We start from the raw sequence: 14,211 nt of genomic DNA, 5'->3' as shown, positions 1-14,211 counted from the left end.
AAAACGGTTGACGGCAAGGGCGCAAGCGCGCTTAAAGATGACCCTCAAAACGACAGTAGCCGGACTGAAATGACCGCATCCCAGCCTCTTATCTGCCCCTCGATCCTGGCGTCCGACTTCGCGCGCCTCGGCGACGAGGTGAAGGCGATCACCACGGCGGGCGCCGATTTTGTCCACATCGACGTCATGGATGGGCATTTCGTGCCGAACCTGACCATCGGGCCGGACGTGGTGAAGGCCTTGCGCCCGCACACCCACCTGCCGTTCGATGTCCATTTGATGATCTCGCCGGTCGATCCGTTCCTCGAAGCCTTCCGCAATGCCGGCGCCGACTATATCAGCCTGCACCCTGAAGCCGGCCCGCACCTGCACCGCTCGCTGAAATATATCCGTCAGCTGGGTGCCAAGGCCGGCGTCGTGCTCAATCCGGCCACGCCGGTCGAGATCCTCGACTGGGTAATCGACGATGTCGACCTGGTGCTGATCATGAGCGTCAATCCCGGTTTTGGCGGCCAGAGCTTTATCGAGACGCAACTGCGCAAGATCTCCGCTGTGCGAAGGAAGCTCGATGACGCCAGCAGCCCTGCCCTGCTGCAGGTCGATGGCGGCGTCACAGCCAATAATGCCGCGGCCTGCGTATCGGCCGGTGCGACCGCCCTGGTCGCCGGAACGGCCGTATTCAAGGGCGGCGAATCCGCCTATGCCGGTAACATCAAGGCCCTGAAAGGTCTCTGAGCATGCTGCGAAAAAGTGGGAACCGGTTTTTCGCGTCAAGCATGCGACCACTAAGGGACTAACGGCGCCATGCAGGCTTACGAGTCGACCGCGATTCCGGAACTGAATGCCGTCCAGACGCCCTGGGCGCAGGTCATCCTTGCCTGGGTGAAGAACCAGACGGGTGCGGAACTGTTCGGCATGCCGGGTTACCGGCTGACGCTGAAAGGCGGCCTGCCCGAAGGCTTTATCACGGCACCCCACGACGTCCGCCCGGTCAATACCCAGCTCGGTAAGGCGATACTGGCAGGGCGTTTCACCCTGGCTGGCGCCCGCATGAGCGTCCAGGGCAGTGGTGACCCGTGGAACCGTCCATCGCCGTCGCGCGCATTTGCCGTCGAGCTGCACCGCTTCAACTGGCTGCCGGCCCTGATGAGTCAGGGCGACGAAGGCGCCAGGGAAGCCGGGCGGCTGTTTTCGCTATGGCACAAGACCTTCTGCCGCTGGACGCCGTTTTCGTGGAGCGAAGAAATCCTGCCCCGGCGGATGATCAATCTCGCCATCTTCGCCAAGCGGTTGGTTCAGGTCTCGCCGCAGCATACAGGTGATATCGCCCAGTGCCTGAGCGAACAGGGCCGGCACCTGTCGCGGCTCAGCAACAATCCGGCGTGGCAGGGTGACAAGGCCGTCGCCCTGATCATCCTCGGCTGCGTCCTGTCGGGCAAGGCCGGTTATGGCTTCCTGAAGCAAGGCCTGAAGCTGCTGCCCAAGGCACTGAAGCGGCTGGTGCTCAATGACGGCAGTCATGTGTCGCGCAGCCCGCAGCAAGGCCTGAACCTGCTCTACGATCTGCTCCTGATCGAAGACGCCATGAACCAGCGTGGTTTGGCGACGCCCGAGACGCTCGACACCCATGTCGATCAATTGAGCCGTTTCGTCCGCGCCCTGTCGCACCCCGATGGCAGCCTGTGCGCCTTCCAGGGCGCGGAATCGCTGCAGCCCGACGAAGTCCTGCCCGCCCTGGTGCGTAACGATGTCCGCCCGGCTGCGACAGAAACGCCTGTACAGCTTGATGACGGCCGCTTCCATCGCCTGACTGGCCGCAGCCTGGTGGTTATCGCTGATGCGGGTGAGCCGCGTGCGGATGATTACGGCTATGCCGCCTGCGACCATCCCATGGCGTTCGAAGTGTCGGGCGGCCGCGACAAGCTGATGGTCCTGCCCGGCTGGTCGCCCAAGCAAAGCGATCGCCAGGGCTTCCGTATCGTGCCGGCGGGCAATACGCTGAGCCTGGCCGATACCGGCATTTTGACGCCGATCACTGGCCGCTTCGGCGAACTGCTGAACTTCGGCCTGCAGGGACCACGCTACAAGATCCGCTCGCGCCGCGTCGAGGCCGAGGACGCCGGCAGCCTGCTCGAGATGGAGCACGACGGCTGGAAGGCCAGGTTTGGCCTCAGGCACGAGCGCCGCCTCTACATAGACGCCCAACGCGACGAATTGCGCGGGGAAGACCGCCTGACGCCGCTGGATGCCAAGCAGGACGTGCCGATGGCCGCGCCCTTTGCCATCCATTTCCTGCTGCACCCGGAAGTCCAGGCTTCGATCGCGCGCGACAAGAAAAGCGTGCTGCTGCGCGGGCCGGGGGGGCGTGGCTGGTGGCTGCGCCACGACGCCAAGGACGTGACGATCGAGGACAGCCACGTGTTCGAACACGATGTACTGCGCAAGACCCTGCTGGTGTCGCTGAAGGGCGTGGGCCGACTTGACGCGCCGACGCGCGTGCGCTGGAAGTTATCGCCCGCTGAGGCATGAGGGCTTGATATCTCACTGAAATTTTACAGCCGGGGCGCTAGACCATAATTACGTCAAATATGATCGTCATCGTGGCCTGGCTTTAGTTTTTTCGCTGCATTTGGTCGAAAACCGTTACGGGCTTCCCGGCTATGTCGCGTTGCGTTCCTGATGAGAGGAAAAGAACCATGTCCAGATTTCTCAATGGCACTGTCGCCGCTGCCGTCGCCGGCAGCCTTGTTGCGGGTTCGCTTGCGATCCCCACGACTGCGGAGGCCTATACCCGCTATGTCTGCAAGTATGAGCAGAAGAAGCGCGAAAAGACAGGCACCGTCATTGGCGCTGTGACTGGCGCCGTCATCGGCAGCCAGATTTCCAAGAATGAACGCGGCCTCGGCGCGCTGGGAGGCGCCGTCGTCGGCGGTGCCGTTGGCTCGAAGATGGGCCACGACAGCGGCAAGAAGGCTTGTACCCGTGGCAATGCCCACCGTGAAGAAGTCGTCTGGTCGCGCGATTCCAAGGGCCGCAAGGTCAAGACCGTCTACCGTTACGTTTACGGCTAAAATTTCAACCATTTGAAATTACAAGCAAAAAGGCCATCTCCGGATGGCCTTTTTCGTGTCAGGAATCTTTTTTCGAAAAAAGTGCAGTCTGAACGAGGATGAACGTGACGCTCAAATCCCGTTCAGGTTCGGCCCCTTATATTGGTCCTCATCAAGCCGAGAGGGAACAACCCCAAGGCAGACACGAAGGACCAAGATTATGACCAAGATTATCAAAACCACTATGGCCGCTGTTGTCACCACCGGCCTGATCCTGGGTTCCGCCATCGCTCCGACCATGGCTTCTGCCCGTCCTTACACCAAGACGGAAGCCTGTGCGGTCACCAAGCAGGACGCCAAGAACAAGGGCGCGATCATCGGCGCCATCGCCGGTGGCCTGCTGGGTTCGCAAGTTTCGAAGAACGAAAAGGGCCTGGGCGCGGTTGTTGGCGCGGGTGCCGGCTACGTCATCGGCTCCAAGATCGGCAAGGACCAAGGCAAGTCGACCTGCAAGAAGGTTGAAACCTACCAGGAAGAAGCCCGTTACGAGCGCCGCGGCTACAAGCAATACCGCGACTACGGCTACAACGATCGCAATGATCGCTACGACGATCGCCGCTGGTAAGGAGCGCACGCCTTACCGCCGGTCATGAAGAACCTCGCCCCACCTCCCGGGGGGGCGAGGTTTTTCTTTGCTGTTTGGGCGAGGGGTAGGCAAAGCACAAGGCGTCGTGTAAACGCCCGGCATTAATCCCTCCCCACACGGATAAACCTCCATGCCCGCCGCTCCCGATTTTCCGCCCGCCCCTGATCTCGTAAAGCCCGTACGCGCCCTCATCTCGCTGTCCGACAAGACCGGCCTGATCGACGCCGCAAAGGCCCTGGCCGATGCCGGTGTCGAGCTGCTGTCGACCGGTGGCACCAAGGCAGCCATCGAAAAGGCCGGCATTGCGGTCAAGGACGTGTCGGACGTCACCGGCTTCCCGGAAATGATGGACGGCCGCGTCAAGACGCTGCACCCCAAGGTCCACGGCGCGCTCCTGGCCTATCGCGATGCGCCGGAACACGCCAAGGCGCTCACCGACCACGACATCCAGCCGATCGACATCGTCTGGATCGACCTCTATCCGTTTGAATCGACCGTGGCTTCGGGCGGCGGTTTCGAAGCCGCCATCGAAAATATCGACATCGGCGGCCCGGCCATGATCCGCTCGTCGGCCAAGAACCACCCCTATGTCGCCATCTGCGTCGACAAAACCGGCATGGACCAAGTCCTGGCCGCCATCGCCGACAAAGGCACGACCGACCTGGCTCTGCGCAAGTCCCTGGCCGCCCGTGCCTTTGCCCGCACTGCCGCTTACGACTCCTCGGTCTCGACCTGGTTCGCTGGCCAGCTGGGCGACGACTATGCCGAGCGCAAGACCGTCGGTGGCGCGCGCCTCCAGACCATGCGCTACGGTGAAAACCCGCACCAGTCGGCCGCCTTCTACAAGACCGGCGAAAACCGCCCGGGCGTCGCCACCGCCAAGCAGCTGCAAGGCAAGGAACTGAGCTACAACAATGTCGCCGATACCGATGCGGCGCTGGAACTCGTCGCCGAATTCGATCCGGCCGAACACGCCGCCTGCGTCATCGTCAAGCACGCCAATCCGTGCGGCGTGGCCGTCGGTGACGACCTGATCAGCGCCTACAAGCGCGCCCTGGAATGCGATCCGGTCTCGGCCTTCGGTGGCATTGTCGCGCTCAACCGTCGTCTCGACCGCGCCACCGCCGAAAAGATCGTCGAAATCTTCACCGAGGTCGTCGTCGCCCCCGAAGTCGATGAAGACGCCATCGCCGTCTTTGCCGCCAAGAAAAACCTGCGCCTGCTGACCACAGGCGCCCTGCCCGACCCGCTGGCCGGCGGCCAGGTCTTCCGCTCGGTGGCCGGCGGCATGCTGGTCCAGTCGCGCGACACCGCCCGCATCAAGGCGTCTGACCTCAAGGTCGTCACCAAGCGCCAGCCGACCCCGACCGAAATCCAGGACATGCTGTTCGCCTTCACCGTCGCCAAGCACGTCAAGTCGAACGCCATCGTCTACGCCAAGGATGGCCGCACTTCGGGCATCGGCGCCGGCCAGATGAACCGCCGCGACAGCGCCCGCATTGCCCGCCTGCGCGCCCAGGAAGCCGCCGAGGGCCTGGGCCTGACGGACTCGCTGGCGCAGGGTTCGGCCTGTGCGTCGGAAGCCTTCTTCCCCTTCCCGGATGGTTTGTTGGAAGCGGCGGCTGCCGGTGCCACGGCGATTATCCAGCCGGGTGGGTCGATGAACGATCAGGCCGTGATCGATGCGGCGGACGCAGCCGGTCTGGCCATGGTGTTTACCGGCGTGCGGGTTTTCAGGCACTAAGGGCCTCTGGCGGGCAGGGTCCGTACTGCGCTCAAGCAGCGAAGCGGTAGCGCACAAAGTGACCCTGCACCCAGTAGTTTCAAAGAAGCATGAAATCCTTGCTTGCCTTGGCGGGGCTTAGCCCTTAAAGCGCGCGTGAATTTTCACGTTAAGGTCCCGCCATGTCCGCCGATAAGAAGTCCGTCAAGAAAGTCGTCCTCGCCTATTCGGGCGGTCTCGACACCTCGATCATCCTGAAGTGGCTGCAGACCGAATATAATGCCGAGGTCGTAACCTTTACGGCCGATCTGGGCCAGGGCGGCGAGATCGAACCGGCACGCGCCAAGGCGCTGGCCGCCGGCGTCAAGGCGGAAAACATCTTCATCGAAGACGTCCGCGAAGAGTTCGTCCGCGACTACGTCTTCCCGATGTTCCGCGCCAACACGGTCTACGAAGGCCAGTACCTGCTCGGCACCTCGATTGCCCGTCCGCTGATCGCCAAGCGCCAGATCGACATCGCCCGCAAGGTCGGTGCCGACGCCGTCAGCCACGGCGCGACCGGCAAGGGCAACGACCAGGTCCGTTTTGAACTCGGCTATTATGGCCTCGAGCCCGACATCACCGTCATCGCCCCGTGGCGCGAATGGGACTTCAAGAGCCGCGAAGCCCTGCTCGATTTCGCTGAAAAGCACCAGATCCAGATCGCCAAGGACAAACGCGGTGATGCGCCGTTCAGCGTCGATGCCAACCTGCTGCACTCGTCGTCCGAAGGCAAGGTTCTTGAAGATCCGGCCGTCGAAGCCCCCGAATTTGTCTATCAGCGTACCATTTCGCCCGAAGCCGCGCCGGACACGCCGACCGTCTTCACTATCGATTTCGAACGCGGCGATCCGGTGGCCATCAATGGCCAGGCCCTGTCGCCGGCGGAACTGCTGACCAAGCTGAACGAGCTGGGCCACGACAATGGCGTCGGCCGTCTCGACCTCGTCGAAAACCGCTTCGTCGGTATGAAGTCGCGCGGTGTGTACGAGACCCCGGGCGGCACCATCCTGCTCAGCGCCCACCGCGGCATCGAGTCGATCACGCTCGATCGCGGCGCCATGCACCTGAAGGACGAGCTGATGCCGAAGTACGCATCGCTGGTCTATAACGGCTTCTGGTTCTCGCCGGAGCGCCAGATGCTGCAGGCGGCGATCGACTATTCGCAGGACAAGGTCACGGGCCAGGTGACGGTAAAGCTCTACAAGGGCAATGTCACGATCACCGGCCGCACCAGCCCGTACTCGCTGTACGACCAGGATCTGGTGACGTTCGAAGAAGGCAAGGTCGCCTACGACCACCGCGACGCCGCCGGCTTCATCAAGCTGAACGCCCTGCGCCTGCGCGTGGCGGCGAAGCGCGACCAGCGCGGTTAAAACAATGGGGTGTGGGGCCTGCGCCCCCAAGTCTTTTAAAACCTAAAGAAAAAGCCTGGCCCTTAAAGCCAGGCTATTTTCTTTAGGTATCACAAGGTTTGTGGGGTCGCGGACCCCACGCCCCTTAAGTTTTACCCCGCCCGCACCACATTGAATCCTTGCAGCGCAACCGGCACGCAATGAGCCATGGGCGCACAAAATTTCAACATCCTCATCAACGTCAAATCCGGCACCGTTCTCAACATGGGTGTTGCCGCTGTCGAAGCCGCTATCACGGCCAGCGGCATTCCCGTAGCCGAGCTGTGTATGTCGGAACCCGAAGACATGCACGCCAATCTGGAACGTCTGGCCGAAGACGATGAGCCGCTGATCGTCGGCGGCGGCGACGGCACCATCCGGGAAACCGCCAAATATATGGCCGGCAGGAAGAACGCCTTCGGCATCCTGCCGTTCGGAACCATGAACCTGCTGGCGGCCGATCTCGGCTTTACCTCGCTTCAAGGCGCGCTCGACGCCTACACACAAGGCGCTGAGGCCAAGGCCGTCGATGCCGGCTATGTCAACGGCGAGATATTCCTGTGCTGTGCCTCGATCGGCACCATGCCCCAGGCATCCGTCTATCGCGAAAAGACCCGCGAACAGGGCGCCATGCTGCTGATCCCGCGCATGTTCATGTTCGTTCTCGAAAACCTGGACCGCAACAAGAGCCAGAAGGTCGTCATGGATATCGACGGCAAGATGCACAAGTTTAAATCACCTGCCGTCGTCATCTCGAATAACCGTTTCGCCGACACCGAGTTTACCGAGAACAACTTCAAACGCGTCTCACTGACCGGCGGCGAACTGGCCGCATACGTTGCCACGACCAAGACGCGCACCGAGCATCTGCGCTTTCTGACCAAGCTGTTGCTCGGCCATTGGCTGCGTGATCCCGACGTCAAGGAAATAACGGGCCGCAAGATAACTGTGTGGACCAAGCGCAAGAAGGAATTGGTCTCGATCGATGGCGAAGTGGTCAAGCTTCCGACCCCGCTTGAGTTTACGCTGAGGCCCAAATCCATCAACCTGCTGGTTCCGGAGACGGCATGAGCTCGGTGGAAGACAGCAAGCCGGAACCCCGTGCCTTTACGCCCGATTGGCGGATCCTTGCCCTGCTTGGCCTTGTCCTGGCGGCCAGCGCCTTCGTGTTCGTCGAGTTGCTGGAGGACATGATCGAGGACCCGCTGATCCCATTGGACATCTTTGTCTATGAAGGGATGCAGCGTCTGAGGTCGCCGGGCCTCGACGCCGTCCTGATTGCCATCACCGAACTGGGGGACACGGGCGTCGTCATAATGGTCACGGCCATCGTTGCCTTCTGGTTGGTCTGGCGGGGTGCCTGGCGAACCCTGATCTACTGGCTGACGGCGATCACCGGTGCTTCAGTGATCAATACCGCCATCAAGGCCGCGCTGGCACGCCCGCGCCCGGTCGAACTCTATCTACAGGGCGCCAGCAACTGGTCCTTCCCCAGCGGACACAGCACCGTCAATGCCGTGCTTTACGGCTGCCTGGCGATGATCATTATCCGCGAATGCCGTCCGGGCCAGCGCATCCCGGTCGCTGTCGTAGCGGCAATCCTGATCGTCCTCATCGGATTTTCTCGGCTGTACCTCGGCGCGCACTGGGCATCCGATGTTCTGGGCGGCTTTGTCTTCGGCGCCATGTGGCTGGCGCTTCTGAGCCTGTTCTACATGTATCGCCAGGCCGAACCGCTGAACGTCAGGGGTCTGATGATTGCGGCAGTGAGCACGCTCATCATCGCCGGCGGAATGAATATCGTAGCCAATCACGGCCACGACGTGGTGAAATACCGCGTCCGGACACCCGGCGGCGAAGTCGCGCCCATGAACCCTGGAGGCCGTGCATGAAGATCGCCCATATCTCCGACCTGCATTTCGGCTGCGAGATCGACTGGGTGCGCGACGAACTGGCACGGACCATCGAAGAGGCCGGCGTCGATCTGGTCATCGCCAGCGGCGACATCACCCAGTCTGCCACGGTCGAAGAATTCCGCGGCGCCCGCGACTGGCTGCACGGCCTGACGGCGCCCGTCTTCGTCATTCCCGGCAATCACGACCTGCCCGGCATGGACCTGACGCGCTTCCTGACGCCATGGAAACGGTACAAGGAATATCTCGGCGAAGACCTGGAACCCGAAATGGCCCTCGACATGGTCCACGTCAAAGGCATCAATACCGCCCGCCGTATCCTGCCGCACTGGAACTGGGCCAACGGCATGATCAGCCAGCGCCAGTGCCGTGAGGTCAGCCGATCCTTCAAAGCCGCAAAGGCGCCGTGGCGCATCTTCGTCATGCATCACCCGGTGATGAATTCGCGCGACTTCCCGCTCGATGTCTCGCTGTTCAATGCGCATTGCATGCTGGGCGTGCTGGCGGAACACAAGGTAGACCTGGTCCTGGCCGGCCACCAGCATCATGCCTATATCGAAAACCGCGTGGTCAACGGCCATACGACGCTGTTTCTCAACGCATCGACGGCCATGTCGGCGCGTATCCGCCGTCAGCCCAACGGCTTCAATATGCTGACTTTCAAAGACAAGAGCGTCCGTATCGACCGCATGGAGCTGTGCGACAAGGTGTTCAGAACCTTTTCGGCCGAAACGCACACCAAGGCGTGACAACAATCGCTGTTATATTTTGGCTGTTGTGGAAAAGTCCATATTTCGCCGCATTGACGGCTTTAACTATTGGTCCATAATAGCTTTCAATAGCTATACAGGTCGCGTTTCGCGGGGGAGTGCCCATAATGAAGAAAGTTCTCATTGCTGCTGTCGCCGTTACCGCGCTCAGCCTGCTGTCGGCCTGCGCCACGCCGACGCCTTATCAACCCGCAACCGGTACATCCACATCCAAGTATCGCCCGGGCTATACCGATACCCGTATCGAAGCTGGCCGCTATCGCCTCACCTTTTCAGGCAATGACCTGACGTCGCGCGAAACCGTCGAGAACTACATGCTGTTCCGCGCCGCCGAACTGACCCTGTCCGAAGGCTATGACTGGTTCGAAATCGTCAATCGCGACACCGATCAAAAGACACGCACGGTTACGACCTGGGATAGCGATCCTCTCTATGGCAACATGTCGTGGCGTTTCTATCGTGGCGGACGCTGGGGCCGTTGGGGCGCTTTCGGCGGCCTGAGCGACTGGGACCGCGAAACCTATCAATTCACGCGTTACGAAGCGAACGCGGAAGTCCTGATGCATAAGGGCTCCAAGCCGGAAGGCCAGGGCAATGCCTACGACGCGCGTTCGGTCGTTGCCAATCTCGAAGGCAAGATCGTTCGCCCGCAGCCTGGGCAGTAAGCTACCATATTATTGAAATAAAAAACCGGCGGAGCCTTTGGCCCCGCCGGTTTTTTATCTTGTCGCGCTTTCTATCTAAAAACCGCGTCACACTTTTGGGAAGCGCTTTTACCGGGCCGGCCTGGCCCGGATGATCTTGGGCGTTTTTAGCCGGCGGCGATTGACGTGGCCGTCGCTGACGACCTCGCCCTTGGCGTCCGGGCGCTCGCCCTTGAAATAGAATTTCTGCCACGCTTCCTTCATGGCATCCGGATTACGTGCCATCAGGCTGTCATTGAAGGCCTGGCGCGTCTCGGCCCAGGCTTCGAACTGCTTCTTCAGATCAGGATCGCTCTCCAGCTGCTTGATGACCGGCTGGATCTCGTCCTGCGACTTGTTCTGCACCACCTGGACGAAACAGAAGGGTTCGCCCTTCTTGAAGCTGACCATGCCAGGCCTTGTCATGCGCCAGTTCATGGTGAAGGGGAAGGGCAGCCAGTCGGTTTCAACCAGCCCCGACAAGGGTGCGATGCCGTCCTTGACCACGTTCGGCGGGCCCGACGCCATGACCGAATAGCCGGGCGGCGTGCGGAACATATAACCGGTGTGAAAAGTCACCACGCCGTGGGTAAAGTGTGACTGGACGATATGTTCCAGATTATAGGCAGGATCGGCATCGCAGGTGATCTGCAGGTCGTTCTTGAGGATGCCACCGTTCCACACGATGGTGATGTCGGTCGGACACAGGATTTCCCAGCCCGTGGTGTTGGCCATGACCAGTGGCAGGCAGCGATACGGGAAGCGCTGCATGAAATCGTCCATCCAGTCGCGATCCGGCCGCCCCGGAACCATTTCCGGCGGATAGGGGGTCATGACAAAGCACTCAAGTTCCATCTTCAACCTGCTCCGATTTCCGCTCAAAGGCGGGACAAACGCTTGATCTGGCGGATAATTGCGGCCAGTTTGCGGTCTTATGACTGAACCGCTTTACACGCCTGAAAAACTGCTCAAAGCCTTAGACGATTTGGGCCTGAAAACAAGCACCCTGCACCACGAAGCCGTCTTTCGCGTCGGTGAAGGTGAAGGCATCAAGGACCAACTTCCTGGTGCGCACACCAAGAACCTGTTCCTCAAGGACGACAAGGGCCAGCTGTGGCTGATCTCGGCCGAGCAGAAGGCGCAGATCAATCTGAAAGCGTTGCCGAAACTTATCGGTTCTGGCCGCCTGTCGTTCGGCTCGCCGGAGCGGCTTTATGCCGCGCTTGGCGTTACCCCGGGATCGGTGACCGCTTTGGCCCTGATCAACGACCCGGAAAAGAAAGTCAGGTTCCTTCTCGACAAGACGTTGGCTGACGCAGCGATCGTCAACTTCCACCCGCTGACCAATACGGCGACCACCGCGCTTACCCAGTCGGATTTCAGGGCGTTTCTGGCCTCGCTTGGGCGCGAATTGGTAGTGGTCGACTTCGACACGGTCCCTTGAACGGATTGCACCGCTTACCCACTTAAGCTAAGCCAAAATTCAGGTAATTACAGGTACGCAAAATGGCTTCCACAGACCCGAACATCATCGACGGCACCGATCAGAGCTTCATGGCGGACGTCATCGAGGCATCGATGACCACGCCGGTCATCGTCGATTTTTGGGCGACGTGGTGTGGGCCGTGCCGCCAGCTGGGCCCGGCGATCGAAAAGGTCGTCTCCGAAGCCAAGGGCAAGGTCAAGCTGGTCAAGATCGACGTCGACAAGAACCCCGGCGTCGCCGGTCAGCTGCGCGTCCAGTCCATTCCGACCGTCTACGCCTTTGTCGGTGGCCGTCCGGTTGATGGCTTCATGGGCGCCAAGTCGGAAACCGAACTGCGCAGCTTTATCGAAAAGCTGGGGGTCGGCGGTGATGGTACGCCCACGATCGAGGAAACCCTGGCCCTGGCGCAGCAATCGGCCGACGACGGCGATATAGCCAGCGCGCTCGAGGCCTATACCTTCATCCTCGAGCAGGACGACAAGAACCTGAAAGCTATCGCCGGCGTAGCGAAACTGTACCTCAAGGTCGGTCAGGCCGAACAGGCCAAGGCCTTCCTCGATATGGCACCGCCACACACCACTGACGCCGAAATTCTGGGTCTCAAGGCCGCGCTGGAACTGGCCGAAGACGCCCCGACCGATGTCGCGGGCCTGCGTGCGCGCGTCGCGCAGAACGACCGCGATTTCGACGCCCTGTATGATCTCGGCCGGGCGCTCGCTGCCCAGGGCGATATGAAGGGCGCCATCGACAGCCTGCTGGAAGTCGTCAAATACGACCCCGAATGGAACGACCAGGCCGCCCGCGCCTACCTGTTCAAGATTTTCTCGGCCGTCGGCAATGGCTCCGAACTGGTCCGCGCCGGCCGCCGCCGCCTGTCTTCCATGCTGTTCAGCTGAGAATCCCCATGTCCGATATCGAGCCCATCCTGCCTGCCGACACCAAGTCCGACTTCGAAATCGATCCGCGCCTTCTCGAAGCGCTGGTCTGCCCGGTCACGCGCCGGCCGCTCAGCTATGACCGGACAGCACAGGAACTGGTTAGCCCAACGGTAGGCCTGGCCTTCCCGATCCGATCGGGCGTGCCGATCATGCTTGTCGATCAGGCCCGCAAGTTTGATCCCGTCAAAGCCTAAATCTCTTGCCCACGCAGTAGCTTAGGGAGATCGCCGGTGGCTGCGCCTGCGTCTTCCATGACGAACTGACGCAAGGCGGGAATGCGGTTGAAAATGCCCATGCCGACGTCGCGTACAGTCCTCAAAATCGGATTGCCGTTGGAAAACAGGCGGACAAACCCGTCCATGACCACGGAGGTCGAGACATTGTCGAAGCGCCGCCATTTGGCGTAGCGTTCCAACACCAGTCCGGAGCCAATATCCTCACCCAGCCGCGCCGCATCAACCAGAACTTCGGCAAGCGCCGCCACATCCTTCAGACCGAGATTGAGGCCCTGCCCCGCTATCGGGTGAATGCCGTGCGCCGCGTCGCCCAGCAGTGCCAAGCGACCCTTGTACATCTCTTCGGCCAGTCCGAGGCCCAGCGGATAGATGAACTTCGGCCCGACCAGCTCAACCTTGCCAAGGAAATCACCGAACCGCGTCATCAGGTGATCGTGGAACAGGCTTTCGCGCACGTCCATCAATGCCCTGGCCTTCGCATGCGTTTCAGACCAGACGATGCAGGCGCGGTTTTCCGTCAAGGGCAGGATGGCGAACGGGCCTGACGGCAGGAAGTGCTCATAGGCGACGTGGTTGTGCGGCCGTTCCATCTTCACCGTCGCAACCACGGCGCTCTGGTCGTAGTCCCAGTTGATGTGTTTGATGCCAGCCTTGTCGCGCAGATTGCTGTTACGGCCCTCTGCGGAGACGACCAGGCTGGCGCGCAAGGTTTGGCCGGTGTTCAAAGTCACCTCGGCAAAGCCGCCGGTCTCGGTCATTTCGGTGACGCTGGCCGGGACGATCAGGTTGATATGGCGCTCGCGGATGGCGTCATAGAGCGTCTGCCGCACCAGCCGGTTCTCAACCATATAACCCAGCGGCTCGTCGCCGGTGCGGTCGGAAATCTCTTCGGCCTTGAAGTTCAGGAAAAAGGGCAGGGGTTTGCGGCTGGCGGGACCGGGCAGGTGGCCATCGGTCACCATGATCTCGTCCATACGGCAGGCCGAGGCTTCGAGCGCATCGCCGACGCCCAGCACCTTCCATTGCCGGAAACAGGCATAGGCGATCGCCGAAGCGCGGCCGTCAAACCCCGTATCCAGCTGTTCGGTAAAGGGCTGGCGCTCGATCAGCGCGACGTCGAGCCCGCCCGACTTCAGCGCCAGGGCCAGCGTCATGCCCGCCATGCCGCCGCCAACTATGATGACATCAAGGTTTTCCATAGCCGATATCATAGAGCCGGGCCGACAAAGCGCAATGCGGCTTTGTGTCCACGGGTTGCGTAAAAATTCGGTCGCAAAAACCCATAGGGTAAACAGGTATTAACCCTTTGCATGGCACTTGGACGGCAGTTCCC

General features: G+C 61.1%; 15 protein-coding genes. 13 read left to right on the top strand and 2 right to left on the bottom strand.

From position 1 onward, the window contains the following. The first annotated feature begins 69 nt into the window (after positions 1-69). From rpe to AC1DON_RS04835, 10 genes are all read left to right on the top strand, one after another. Complete coding sequence (gene rpe / locus AC1DON_RS04880; RefSeq protein ID WP_476933626.1) at positions 70-735, top strand: ribulose-phosphate 3-epimerase; 666 nt, start codon at positions 70-72, stop codon at positions 733-735. Between the two features lie 69 nt (positions 736-804). After that, positions 805-2,529: a heparinase II/III family protein gene (locus AC1DON_RS04875; protein ID WP_476933625.1), complete on the top strand. Its 1,725-nt coding sequence runs from the start codon at positions 805-807 to the stop codon at positions 2,527-2,529. A gap of 167 nt (positions 2,530-2,696) precedes the next feature. Beyond that, the gene (locus AC1DON_RS04870) at positions 2,697-3,071 is read left to right on the top strand and encodes a glycine zipper 2TM domain-containing protein (RefSeq protein WP_476933624.1); all 375 of its coding nucleotides are present in this window, start codon (positions 2,697-2,699) and stop codon (positions 3,069-3,071) included. A gap of 199 nt (positions 3,072-3,270) precedes the next feature. Further along, positions 3,271-3,675 (top strand): glycine zipper 2TM domain-containing protein, encoded by a 405-nt coding sequence (locus tag AC1DON_RS04865; protein ID WP_476933623.1) that lies wholly within the window; start codon positions 3,271-3,273, stop codon positions 3,673-3,675. A 151-nt stretch (positions 3,676-3,826) separates the two neighbouring features. Next, positions 3,827-5,440, top strand: a complete 1,614-nt coding sequence (purH, locus tag AC1DON_RS04860) for a bifunctional phosphoribosylaminoimidazolecarboxamide formyltransferase/IMP cyclohydrolase (RefSeq protein WP_476933622.1) — start codon at positions 3,827-3,829, stop codon at positions 5,438-5,440. Between the two features lie 161 nt (positions 5,441-5,601). Continuing rightward, positions 5,602-6,834 (top strand): argininosuccinate synthase, encoded by a 1,233-nt coding sequence (locus AC1DON_RS04855; RefSeq protein ID WP_476933621.1) that lies wholly within the window; start codon positions 5,602-5,604, stop codon positions 6,832-6,834. A 186-nt stretch (positions 6,835-7,020) separates the two neighbouring features. Continuing rightward, positions 7,021-7,923: a diacylglycerol/lipid kinase family protein gene (locus AC1DON_RS04850; RefSeq protein WP_476933620.1), complete on the top strand. Its 903-nt coding sequence runs from the start codon at positions 7,021-7,023 to the stop codon at positions 7,921-7,923. Beyond that, entirely contained in the window at positions 7,920-8,744 is an 825-nt protein-coding gene (locus AC1DON_RS04845) for a phosphatase PAP2 family protein (RefSeq protein WP_476933619.1), read from the top strand. The genes AC1DON_RS04850 and AC1DON_RS04845 overlap by 4 nt, the downstream gene beginning before the upstream one ends. Then, positions 8,741-9,514: a metallophosphoesterase family protein gene (locus tag AC1DON_RS04840; RefSeq protein ID WP_476933618.1), complete on the top strand. Its 774-nt coding sequence runs from the start codon at positions 8,741-8,743 to the stop codon at positions 9,512-9,514. Before AC1DON_RS04845 ends, AC1DON_RS04840 begins: the two co-directional genes overlap by 4 nt. Positions 9,515-9,642: 128 nt before the next feature. Continuing rightward, on the top strand, positions 9,643-10,200 hold the full coding sequence (locus tag AC1DON_RS04835; protein ID WP_476933617.1) for a CC0125/CC1285 family lipoprotein: 558 nt from the start codon (positions 9,643-9,645) through the stop codon (positions 10,198-10,200). A gap of 108 nt (positions 10,201-10,308) precedes the next feature. On the opposite strand, the gene AC1DON_RS04830 is transcribed toward AC1DON_RS04835, so the two are convergent. Further along, complete coding sequence (locus tag AC1DON_RS04830) at positions 10,309-11,073, bottom strand: DUF6065 family protein (RefSeq protein WP_476933616.1); 765 nt, start codon at positions 11,071-11,073, stop codon at positions 10,309-10,311. Positions 11,074-11,152: 79 nt separating this feature from the next. On the opposite strand from AC1DON_RS04830, the gene AC1DON_RS04825 reads away from it, so the two are divergent. The 3 genes from AC1DON_RS04825 (at position 11,153) to AC1DON_RS04815 (ending at position 12,836) form a co-directional block, all read left to right on the top strand. Further along, entirely contained in the window at positions 11,153-11,662 is a 510-nt protein-coding gene (locus AC1DON_RS04825; RefSeq protein WP_476933615.1) for a prolyl-tRNA synthetase associated domain-containing protein, read from the top strand. 62 nt (positions 11,663-11,724) lie between these two features. After that, positions 11,725-12,600, top strand: a complete 876-nt coding sequence (gene trxA / locus AC1DON_RS04820; RefSeq protein WP_476933614.1) for a thioredoxin — start codon at positions 11,725-11,727, stop codon at positions 12,598-12,600. Positions 12,601-12,608: 8 nt separating this feature from the next. Then, positions 12,609-12,836 carry a Trm112 family protein gene (locus tag AC1DON_RS04815; protein ID WP_476933613.1) on the top strand — a complete coding sequence of 76 codons (228 nt, stop codon included), beginning with the start codon at positions 12,609-12,611 and terminating at the stop codon, positions 12,834-12,836. On the opposite strand, the gene AC1DON_RS04810 is transcribed toward AC1DON_RS04815, so the two are convergent. Further along, entirely contained in the window at positions 12,833-14,077 is a 1,245-nt protein-coding gene (locus AC1DON_RS04810) for a UbiH/UbiF/VisC/COQ6 family ubiquinone biosynthesis hydroxylase (protein WP_476933612.1), read from the bottom strand. The genes AC1DON_RS04815 and AC1DON_RS04810 overlap by 4 nt on opposite strands. Positions 14,078-14,211: the final 134 nt, after the last annotated feature.

It is taken from the genome of Asticcacaulis sp. P4_H10, assembly GCF_056400965.1.
The sequence above is the reverse complement of the archived record's forward strand: the minus strand, read 5'-3'. Positions and strand labels throughout refer to the sequence as shown.

Coding starts and splice junctions, on each gene's coding strand:
- rpe (WP_476933626.1), top strand. CDS start 70: ATGACCGCATCCCAGCCTCTTATCTGCCCCTCGATCCTGGCGTCCGAC.
- AC1DON_RS04870 (WP_476933624.1), top strand. CDS start 2,697: ATGTCCAGATTTCTCAATGGCACTGTCGCCGCTGCCGTCGCCGGCAGC.
- AC1DON_RS04845 (WP_476933619.1), top strand. CDS start 7,920: ATGAGCTCGGTGGAAGACAGCAAGCCGGAACCCCGTGCCTTTACGCCC.
- AC1DON_RS04865 (WP_476933623.1), top strand. CDS start 3,271: ATGACCAAGATTATCAAAACCACTATGGCCGCTGTTGTCACCACCGGC.
- AC1DON_RS04835 (WP_476933617.1), top strand. CDS start 9,643: ATGAAGAAAGTTCTCATTGCTGCTGTCGCCGTTACCGCGCTCAGCCTG.
- AC1DON_RS04815 (WP_476933613.1), top strand. CDS start 12,609: ATGTCCGATATCGAGCCCATCCTGCCTGCCGACACCAAGTCCGACTTC.
- AC1DON_RS04840 (WP_476933618.1), top strand. CDS start 8,741: ATGAAGATCGCCCATATCTCCGACCTGCATTTCGGCTGCGAGATCGAC.
- AC1DON_RS04810 (WP_476933612.1), bottom strand. CDS start 14,077: ATGGAAAACCTTGATGTCATCATAGTTGGCGGCGGCATGGCGGGCATG.
- purH (WP_476933622.1), top strand. CDS start 3,827: ATGCCCGCCGCTCCCGATTTTCCGCCCGCCCCTGATCTCGTAAAGCCC.
- AC1DON_RS04825 (WP_476933615.1), top strand. CDS start 11,153: ATGACTGAACCGCTTTACACGCCTGAAAAACTGCTCAAAGCCTTAGAC.
- trxA (WP_476933614.1), top strand. CDS start 11,725: ATGGCTTCCACAGACCCGAACATCATCGACGGCACCGATCAGAGCTTC.
- AC1DON_RS04855 (WP_476933621.1), top strand. CDS start 5,602: ATGTCCGCCGATAAGAAGTCCGTCAAGAAAGTCGTCCTCGCCTATTCG.
- AC1DON_RS04875 (WP_476933625.1), top strand. CDS start 805: ATGCAGGCTTACGAGTCGACCGCGATTCCGGAACTGAATGCCGTCCAG.
- AC1DON_RS04850 (WP_476933620.1), top strand. CDS start 7,021: ATGGGCGCACAAAATTTCAACATCCTCATCAACGTCAAATCCGGCACC.
- AC1DON_RS04830 (WP_476933616.1), bottom strand. CDS start 11,073: ATGGAACTTGAGTGCTTTGTCATGACCCCCTATCCGCCGGAAATGGTT.